Genomic DNA, 10,969 nt, shown 5'->3' with positions numbered 1-10,969 from the left:
ATTGATCTCTCCCATACATTATCAAATTAAACCCGCTATTTTATTAAACAACTTATCGACCTCTTCGTCAGATAATCTGTCAACAATATTTTCCATTTCTTCCGTTTGTAAATGTTCTGTAGCAAATGGTTGAGTCTCTTTAGAAGCGGCGACCACGTCCTCATAATGCGATTGGTAAGATTGTTCCTCCATTAATTCGACTGATAGCGGTGTAAAGAGTTTGTTTAAATGGTCTGGATGCTTTACCATGAAATATTCGCTTAGTTTTTCAATTGTCATATGTTCAAATAGTAATGTTGATGGAAGCTTACCAAATTCTTTTTCTAGGTGAGAAATTAGCCTCACCATCACAAGAGAGTCCACACCATATATTTCAAATGTTGCTTTGTGATCTATTCTATCTTTATTAATTTTTAATACATTAGCAAATTGTTCTTTAAGATAATCAATCGTCTTAGATTGCAATTCAAAGTGTGAAAGGTCTTGGGCCATATTCTTTTTTGGAGAAGATAATGTTGATTCTTTTTCCATATCAACCTGGTCTTCATTTGGTGGATCTGGTTCTATAGTAACGGTTGTCGATACTCGTCCGTCACTTTCTGCTATAATAATACTCTGGTTCTTGTCTTGATCCGATTGGGTAGGGAGATCCAAAAACTTCGTACGCTTATACCCTGTCAGAGCAAGTAATGACTGCCATTTATCTGTATTTAGTAGTGGAGAATGTGGGAGTCGGTATTCTGGATCCTCGAACAACCACCAACCCTCTGTTAGTCCAAAAGTTAAAGTCAAAAATTCTTGAATCTGTGTTACTTCATTAATTACCGTGATTCCATTTGTCTTAAGAAGGATTTTGATTCGTTCCAAAGTATTTTTAATATTCTTGGTTGCATGTAAGACATTACTTCCTAGGACAATATCAATGCTATTCATCTGAAAGCCCTGTTGTGCTAAATCTTTTTCAATATCAAGTACCTTAAATTCCACAAACGGGTGGTGTTCCCCATATACTTTTTCAGCTTGCTTAGTAAACCCTTGTGAAATGTCAGTATAAAAGTAATGGATATATGGGGCATATTCTTTTATGGCCTTTAATACAAGATGGCTTGTTGCCCCTGTACCCGCGCCGACTTCAAGTATATTAAGTTTTTTCTTGGTACTTTTTTTAAGACGTTGTTTGATATAGTTTTTAATAAACTGAGCTACCAACGAGTTGTGATAGTCTGCACTGTCGTTACCTCCGTATATGTTTTTAACCTGATCTGCTGAGCCTAATGGAAACAATACTTCCATATGAGATCTTTTTCCCGTAAGTACTGAAGGATAGGAATTTACACATACCCATATTAATTTCACATAAGGTTCGAGATTAGGATAGTGATATAGTAAATCATCTTTATATTGGGAAATTTCTTTCATTTGATGTTGCAGTTCCCTGCTTTCTAAATATTGTGTAGTGGTGACTTGATGTGAGTTCGTTTGAATAAAGCCACTTTCTTCTAAAATATTTACCAATGCTTCAAATAATCCTGAATAGGCCGGAACAATTTGCATTTTCTCTTTAAGATCCTCTATGTTATACGATTCTTTGCTACGTTTAAATACACCCATTTGTTGAAATGCCGAAAGCAATAAATAGCGAGCAAAAAGTTTCAGTTTTTTAAGGGCTTCAGTATGGCTTGTCGCATTTGAGCTATCCAGGCCCTCTTTTTCAACTGCTTGTACAGTTGTTTCAATAAGCGAAGGTATTTCTTTAGAGTAAATACGATCACACTTCTGCAATTGAACTCCCATCTGTCTAAGAAAATTATTACTTGCTTTAAACGGCATGACCTGTGTAACCTGGCTTAATAAAATTTGCTGAATGACTTCTATTCCCTCTTCGGGTTGAATCGATTTAATTCCTCTTGTCGCCATACGTTTGTTATATTCTTCTGTAGCGACAACACCTGTCTCTCCCCAATAACCCCAATTGATTAGTTTTATGGGAAAGGGTGCGTTTTTGTGTAAGTATCGAGCCCAAGCATCTTGAAATGTAGATGCAGCAGCGTAATTGCTTTGGCCTGCACTATCCAAAAATGATATAGCTGAAGAGAAGAACATCATAAAGTCCAATGGTTGATCTTTAAGAGCTTCATAGAAATTAACACTTCCTGATATCTTAGGTGCAAGAACTGAAAGAAGTGTATCTTCATTCATATTGACTAGCATTTTATCATTTAACACCATAGCTGAATGAAACGCTCCATGAATAATACCAAAGGTTTCTTTAACTCGATTAATTGCCTGTTCCATGCTTGAATAGTCGGAAGCATCTGCCTCAATATGAAGAACTTCTGCCCCCATTGATTCGATATGCATAATCTGTTCTTTTTGTTTTGCTGTTAATGGTTTTCGTCCTAATAGTACCAACTTCGCCTGAACACTCTTAGCCAGGTAACGACTTAACTCTAAACCGATCCCCCCAGTACCACCAAGTATGACATAGACCCCATTTTGTCTAAAAGGTATTTCTTTCGCATTCGGTAGTTGAAGTGGTTTGATCCTTTGTACATAGCGCACACCGTTGCGAATAGCAACTGCACTTCCTGCAAGGCTCCCGCTTTCTTCCATAATAGATTCGGCTATGGCTTGTTCTTCCTCTGAGTATAAGTCCACATCGATACAACTAATAGACCAGTTTTGGTGTTCTATAGCCAAAGACTTTGCAAAGCCGAACAAACTTGCTGCTTGAGGATAAGCAAGATACTCATTCATGACCTGATGTACATTATTCGTTATCACTTTAATCTCCAGAGGATCTGCTAAATATTTTGTTCGCTGTAATGTCTTAATCAGCCTAAAAAGAGAAAGCACTACCTGTTCATGATCGCCGTCTCCCTTTTTGAAATGGTACATACTGTCAATAGAATGCTGTATCCCACCTAGATAATATAATGCATCTATTTTTGGTAATTTCTGTATTATAGAATCAAAAGAATCCTCTTTATTTGATTGGACTTCCCAATTGTATGGGTCCACTTGTCGAGTCTCTGACCCCAGCCGAATACAAAACACTTCTTGATGTTTATCGCATAATGTATTGACAAGTCCCATCCCCTGATCTGTATGTACAATCAAGGCTGATCCCGCGTCTTGCTTGTTCCTTTCAAAAAAAACTGGTTCTGCCTCCCATTCAGTGGCATACAAAAGGTTTTTGTCTGATTCCTTCACCTCTTTGACGATAAAATCAAACAACCTAATGCAAACAACTCCCTGAACATCCGTTATTGTCAGGTCAAAACGATCCTCATCCAACATACGAACATGAGTATAAACTTTAGATTCTAAAGGTCGTAAAACCTCTATCCTCGACGTAGCAAAAGGAATTTTTAGCGTCCCTTTTTCCACACTTGCCATATCTAAACAGGTCAATGTTTGCAAAGCGGCGTCCATCAGCATAGGATGCATTGTATACGATGAATTTTCTTTTAAGCAACTCTCAGGTAACTCAATATAACTAAGCGCTTCGTCCGAACCTTTCCAAACTTCTTGAATACCTTGGAACGAGGAACCATATACCAAACCAACTTCAGCAAGGGCATTGTACAGTTTAGTTGGGTATATTTTTTCTGTACACCTAGTTTTGATATTCGTAATAGATATTTCCTCTTCTTTAGATGCAGTAGCACTTAAATCAATACGGCCTTTTCCATGGATAATAGTATCGCCCTGTTCTTCACTAACAACTTCATAATGAAGTTGATCCTCTTCATTTGATATTACAATACTTACTGCCTTTTCATCCTCAACTATTAATGGCTGCAACCAGTACACGTCCGAAATGGACTGGGGCGAATCGCTGGTAATTTCTGAAGCTGCTGCATACACCATCTCCAAATACCCTACTCCCGGCAATGTTGGTTTATTATTAACTTTGTGTTCTTGTACAATTTGATCCAATCGTTTGAAATGTTTACGTAGAACTATCCCACTACCAAGGCTTTTTTTCATATCGATAGTGTCAAGTAAGGGATGTAAAACAGTATTATCTTTTTTCTTTTTCGATAAAACTGGACTAGGAATCCAATACCTTTCTCGTGCAAACGGATACGTCGGTAAAGGTAGCCGTCTACGGTTGTTTTCTGTGTGCAACAAATTCCAATCAATTTCTAAACCAGACAACCACAGTCTTGCCAGTTTTTCGTATTCCTTCTCCTTCACTAGTCTTCTAATAAATTCATTTCCAGCTCCACCTGATAGTAAGTACTTTAATTTACTGTCAGGTGCGTTCTCTTCATAAAGGGCGTTCACATTTTCTTTATCCTGTTGAAAATCTGTTAATATCGCTTTTAATTCTTGTACTGATGAGACCACCATAGCCAATCGTTCATCCATTGGCTCTCGTCCAATTTGTAAAGTATATGCCATGGCACTTAAATTAATATTTTGTTCTTTCTTCCGCTCGATATCAAGTCTAAGTTTATTTGCATATTCAGCAAGTCTTTCCTTATTCTTAGCTGATAACACGATCAACTCTGGTTGTTGATTTTGTGTTACAGAGGGCTCCGGTTGTTCGTATTCTTCAAGAATCAAATGGGCGTTGACCCCACCAAATCCAAAAGAACTCACACCCGCCCTTCTCGGAATTTGGCGACCATACTTATCCTTCAAGCGTTCCCATGACTGAGTTTTATCGACTATATAAAATGGGCTTCCTTCAAGCTCAATATATTGATTTAACTCATTAAAGTGAAGGGTTCCCGGTATTTGTTTATGCTTCATTCCCAATAAAACTTTAAATACGCCCGCTATACCAGCAGCGGTCTCTAAATGACCAATGTTTGTTTTCACTGAACCCAATCCGCAGTACTGTTGTGGGGGTTGTGAGATTCGCCAGTCTTCATATAACTGATCAAAAGCTTTTTTAAGGCCTTCAATTTCAATAGGATCTCCAAGAGAAGTTCCAGTTCCATGTGCTTCAATATACCCCACTGTAGCAGGGTTCACACCTGCCTTCCGATAGGCTCCTACTAACAAGTCCTTCTGTGCAATTGGATTTGGTGAAGTTAGGGAATTTGCATGTCCACCATGATTCACTTCTGTTCCTCTTATCACACCATATATATGGTCACCATCAGCTTCAGCTTGTCTTAATGGTTTTAAAAGTAGTGCGCCCGTACCTTCTCCACGTACATACCCATTAGCTTTATTGTCAAATGTTTTACAACGACCATCAGTAGCTAACATTCCAGCTTTATGAAATGAAACATTAAGGTTAGGGCTTGCGATTATATTAACTCCTCCAGCAATAGCCATCTCACACTGGCCGTATTGAATGGCTTCAACAGCTCGATGGATTGCAACAAGAGAACTAGAGCAAGCTGTATCAATTGGCTCACTAGGACCATGAATATTGAGCAAAAACGAAATTCTATTTGCCAGGATACAATGGGATGTTCCTGTGGTAGTCTGAGCATTTATTTCAGTGTGATTATTTTGATATAGTTCACGATAATCAGTTGTAGCTACACCAACAAATAATGCCGTTCTAGTTCCCGAAAGATCTGAAGGTTTATACCCTGCATTTTCTATAGTTTTCCAAACTGTTTCCATAAATAGACGCTGCTGTGGGTCCATTAATTCTGCTTCCCAGGGAGAGATACCAAAAAACAGTGGATCAAATTTATCTATCTCGTTCATAAACCCTCCCCATTTAGGAAAGGAATGTTGTTCACCGTCAATATTTTTAAGTTGCCAACGATCCTCTGGTACCTCTGTAATCAAATCCTTTTCTTGTTCAATATTTTCCCAAAAACAATGTAAATCTTCCGACTGTGGCATCGTACCGTTCATTCCAATAATAGCTACAGGTTCAAATGTGGATTTTTTATCCTTTTCCACTGACTTTTCATCAACAGCTAGGGATTGTTCTACTATTTTTTCAGTTGAAATAGATTGAACTTGTTGATCCGAATCTTTCTGTACTTCCTTTAAATTTACCAGATAGTGCTCTACCATTTTTCCTCTGTATTCATTTGCAAGATAGTCTATCAAGGAACCGAGGGTTCGGTATTCAAAGAAAATAAAAGGATAAATATTCTCATGAAATAAATCACTTAAATGTTCACTAAATTTAGTCAATAATATTGAATCAAATCCAAAATCACTGAGTTCAGTATCCATATCAATCTCGTCTTCATTTATTTTTAAAATGTCAACCACAATCGAGAGAACATCTTTATAAAGATACTTATATAATTGACTCGCCTGTACGTGTTGTTCTTTTGAATTCAAAACCTCTCTATCATTCGTTTGAATTGTTACTTCTGACCTTTCTGTAGTTTTTTCGTCGCTAGCACCTATTGCCTCTATGATTTTTTGACGATTACCCTCTGCTACAACGATATGGCTCTCGGAATTTGACAAGCTATACTGAAAGGCTTCCAAGCCCGTCTTGGTATTCATTGGTGACATACCAAACTTTCTTAGAAAATGTTGTTTAGTTTGCTCGTCAACGTTCATTCCACCCTCTTTCCATAAGGGCCAACTAATCGAGACTGTTTTTCCATTTCTCTTTCGTAAATGGCGTTTTTCTTCACGATTCGCTGCAAAACCATCCAAGTAACTGTTTGCAAAAGCATAATCACTTTGACCGGTATTCCCCATAACACCAGCTGTGGAGGAAAAAAGCACAAAGAAATCAAGTGGTTCATTTTTGGTTGCTTCATCCAGATAAACACTGCCGTACACTTTTGGAGCAATCACTTTCTTTATTTCATCTTGTTCTTTTTGTATGAGCAAACGATCTTGAGTTACGCCTGCACTGTGAATGATGCCATGCAATTCACCATATAAAGCTTTCACTTCTCTCATCAGTTCTTTTACACTTTCTTTTCTAGTAATATCTCCTTGGATATACACTGCCTCTGTCCCTAGAGATCTCAATTGTTCTAGTTTGGCTTCTTTATCCGGATTAAGCCTTGAACGTCCCACTAACACCAACTTGGCGTGAACTTGCTCTGCAATATAACGTGCAAAGATGAAACCTAAACCACCTAATCCTCCTGTAATAAGATAAACACCCTGATCTTTGAGCATATTGAACTGAATTTGATCAACAGGCGGTTCAAACTGCATTAATATTCTTACATGTCTTTCCCCCTGGGTATATCTAACCTCGACCGCGTTATCACTCATTTGATATTCACGTTGGAATAAGTCGATAAGTACTTCCGATTCTGTCAAAGGAAAATCGATCATTACAGACTTATATACAAAACGTGGATTTTCAATTTGAATAGTTTTAAATAAACCAGCCAATGCCCCATGGTCGATCTGTTTTTGTTGTTCATCATGAACAAACAATAATTTAATGGTATGTTTTAATTTCATCTTCATTAGCGCTTGTGTCAATGGAAATACTGAATATAAACCCTTTTGCAGATAGTTGTCTAATTCTGTATTTTTATCATTAAGCCTATCTTTTGACCATAAATATAGAACCTTAGAAGGTAGAGCATTCTTAAGCTTAAGCGTTGTGATTAACTGCTCATAATCACTGAATTGATTTGGTTTTATTTCAAAGACCTCTGAACTTACGTACCGATAAGCATCGCCTGGTTTTACCAAGATCACTTTTACTTTACTTCCTTCTCTAGCAATCTTTTCTAGTAAAACATCTCGTAATTGTTCGTCTGTATCGAATATGAGAATAGATTCTCCATGCCATGATTCATGCTTACTTAGGATTGAGTCCCTTTTATTCCAAACATGATGGAGGTATACTCGATTCACCTCTTCTAAATACTCCGAATTCACGCTAGGTGGAAACAAAGCTTCATCTTTTGAATTATCAGAACCGTTCTGTAACCCCGTTACCTGTCCAATCCATAACGAGTTTTTATCAAAAGGATAGTTTGGAAGTGACATTTTTTGCGGAGGATGTTCATACAAAGACTCCCAATTCACTTCCCCTCCTGCTACCCATTTTTCAGCCCAGTCGCTTAGCTTATCAGTTTTTTCTACGTTTGCTCTCCATTGGGATGATTTAAGCTTTGTAGATCCCTTTTTTACATTTCCACTGAACAAATTTTTAATTTGTTGTTCCCCCGAAACATAACGGACAAGTTTGTTCTTTAACTCATCAGGATGGGACACAACAACAGCCAATCGTTCTTGGAAAGGCTGGCGTCCTGTTTGCAAAGTGTACGCCATGCTAGACAAAAAGTAGTTAGCATTGCTTCCCCTCAAGTTTTCTCTTTCTTGATCCAAAAATTCAAGAATCGATTGCGCATATTGCTTCAAATTAGTTTCTTTACGTGCAGATAGAACTACCAAATGCTGTTCCATGTTATCATTTTGTTCGACATGATTTGTTTCTCCCACAAATTCCTCTACTACCATAAAAGAATTAGCCCCTCCGATACCAAAGGAATTAATTGCTGCTACTCTTGGGTGGTTATCACTCTCCCATTCCTCAGTCTCTTGAGGAATATAAAAAGGAAAGTCATCTAATGAAATAGCAGAATTCACACGGTTTACGTTGGCACACTTTGGTATCTTGCCATGCTTCAAACTGAGTAGCACCTTGGTTAAGGAACAAATTCCCGATGCAGATTCTAGGTGACCAAAGTTAGCCTTAGAACCTAGCGCACAGAAACTCTTTTTATTGGTAAAAGTCCGAATAGCAGTCTCTAATGCTTTCAATTCCAATGTATCACCCACTGAAGTACCTGTCCCATGTGATTCAATATATCCTATATGTTCTGGGTTCACACCCGATTTCTCAATACAGCCTTGTGCCAAACGTGCCAAAGACTTTACATTGGGAACATGCTGCCCTGCTTCTGATCCAGAATGATTAACAGATGAACTCTTGATGACACCATATATATGATCACCATCAGCAATGGCTTGTGGTAACGACTTTAATAAAACCATACCCACTCCTTCAGCTGGCACATAGCCATTCGCTTCCTCATCAAATGTTCTTTCCATTCCGTCAGGAGATAATATTTTAAGTCCACTTAGCATCAAATATTTACTCTGATGCAAACTTAAATTTACACCTCCAGCTAATGCTGTTGTACATTCTCCACTAATGATTGCTTGTCTGGCCATATGAATAGCTGTCAAGGAAGAAGAACAGGCTGTTTCAAGGGTTAAACTCGGCCCACTAAAATTTAAGCAATACGAAATACGATTAGCTATTTCATGATTGTAATTACCTGGAGAGCTAAATTCTCCAGTTTTGATATAGTTCTCGGAGGCTACCCAAGTAAAGTCATTATTCATGACCCCTACATAAACCCCGACATCTTTCTTGGAGAGTTTATCAGGAGTATAACCTGCATCTTCCACAGTATGCCATGCAGTCTCCAGCATAATCCTTAATTGGGGATCTAGCTTTTCTGCTTCACTGGGAGCGATCCTAAAGAAGACAGGGTCAAATTTATCGACATCAGACAAAAAACCGCCCCACTTACTATAACTCTTATTTTTATTAGATGGATTAGGATCAAAGTCCGGTTCTACATTCCAATGATCTGCAGGCACTTCTGTGATACAGTTCTGTCCTGTTGAAATATTGTCCCAAAAAGAGCCCAGATCTGGGGATTGGGGATATCTACCTGATAAACCAATTACTGCGATATCCGTTGAGCGCTCATACTGAGTAGGACTTCCTTTTGATTGTAAGGTTCGACCTTGTGATGGTTTCTTCCTTTGCTTGATACTTTGTGTTTCGTGTACTTGTTTAGCACTTGCATTTTCAAAGTTATTTTCTAAATAAGACTTATATTGCTCTCCGTACTCCTCCATCAGATAATCTGATAATGTTTTAATATTCGTGTATTCAAAAAGGAGGGTAGGATATAGTTGACAATTTATTTTTTCTTCAATTTTCATAACCAAATCTAATAGTTCGGTAGAATCCAAGCCTTGGTCATAGAATGCTATTTTCGGATCAACATCATCTATACTGCAATCCCGAACGGTGGCGATCATTTTACGCAAATCATTTTCAATCATCACTTGCTCGGAATCTTTATCTTTGAGAGATGTAGAAATTGCATCAACCTCATCACGTTTATCTTTATAGATCATATGACCTTCTCTCTTATGATCTAAATATTTGGTTATAAATTCTTTTGAACGAATTCTTTTTGCTGAAAAACCTTCAAATAAAGCAACCATATCCCCTTCTTCGTTATATATCGCATAATGAGCAGTCATCATGTCATTCGACAAACGGCTTCTAGCCGGATCATTAATATAGATATAACATCTTTCTCCTAAAGAATTGACCGCCCGAAATTTCTTGATAAATAAAGGTATAAATGGCTCTGAAATTTTAATGTTATCATCATGAAAGAAAGGAATTAAAGTTGAACAATCTAGGAAAGCTGGATGTAAATAAAACTGTTCCATATACTTCATTGACAAAGGACTTAAAGAAACTTCAGCAAGGACAAATTGTTCTCCCTTATATAAAGTCCCTATCCCCTTCATAAACTCATAATGATTGATATCCAATTGACGAGCCAATGAGTACACGCTATCTAAATCAGCCACTTCAATGGCAGACCGTTTTAATTCTTCAATATCAATTGGTTGTTCTTTTTTAGCTTCTATCAAGTGAAGTTCACACTGAAGATTTTCTACCCATTCATCCTCTAACTCGCGGCCATTTTTTACTTTTCTACTTTTGGCAACCACTGTCCAAAAAGGAGTTGTTTCATCATGATAAATGCTAATATATACTTTTTTGTCATAAAATTCGGTAGTTGCAACCGCTTCTTTAAAGAGAATGTGTCGTAACTCGACCTGTTCAAGATTGAATCCTTTTGCCTGTAAAAGCTTATATATGAGATCCAAAAATGTTACTCCGGGCATAATCCGGACTTGATGAACCCGATGATCCCGTAGAACAAAATTCTCATTTTTAACATCAATATAACATTGAATCTTATTAGATTGCTCCATGTGA

At 37.6% G+C, this 10,969-nt stretch carries 1 protein-coding gene; it reads right to left on the bottom strand.

Annotation, left to right across the window (positions count from 1 at the left end; genetic code table 11):
- Nucleotides 1-21: 21 nt before the first annotated feature.
- Complete coding sequence (locus SH601_RS14825) at nt 22-10,965, bottom strand: SDR family NAD(P)-dependent oxidoreductase (protein ID WP_319959104.1); 10,944 nt, start codon at nt 10,963-10,965, stop codon at nt 22-24.
- Nucleotides 10,966-10,969: the final 4 nt, after the last annotated feature.

Source organism: Gracilibacillus pellucidus (assembly GCF_033949965.1).
GTDB classification, from domain to species: domain Bacteria; phylum Bacillota; class Bacilli; order Bacillales; family Amphibacillaceae; genus Gracilibacillus; species Gracilibacillus pellucidus.
Note: the sequence above shows the minus strand (reverse complement) of the source record. Positions and strands in the feature narration are given on the sequence as shown.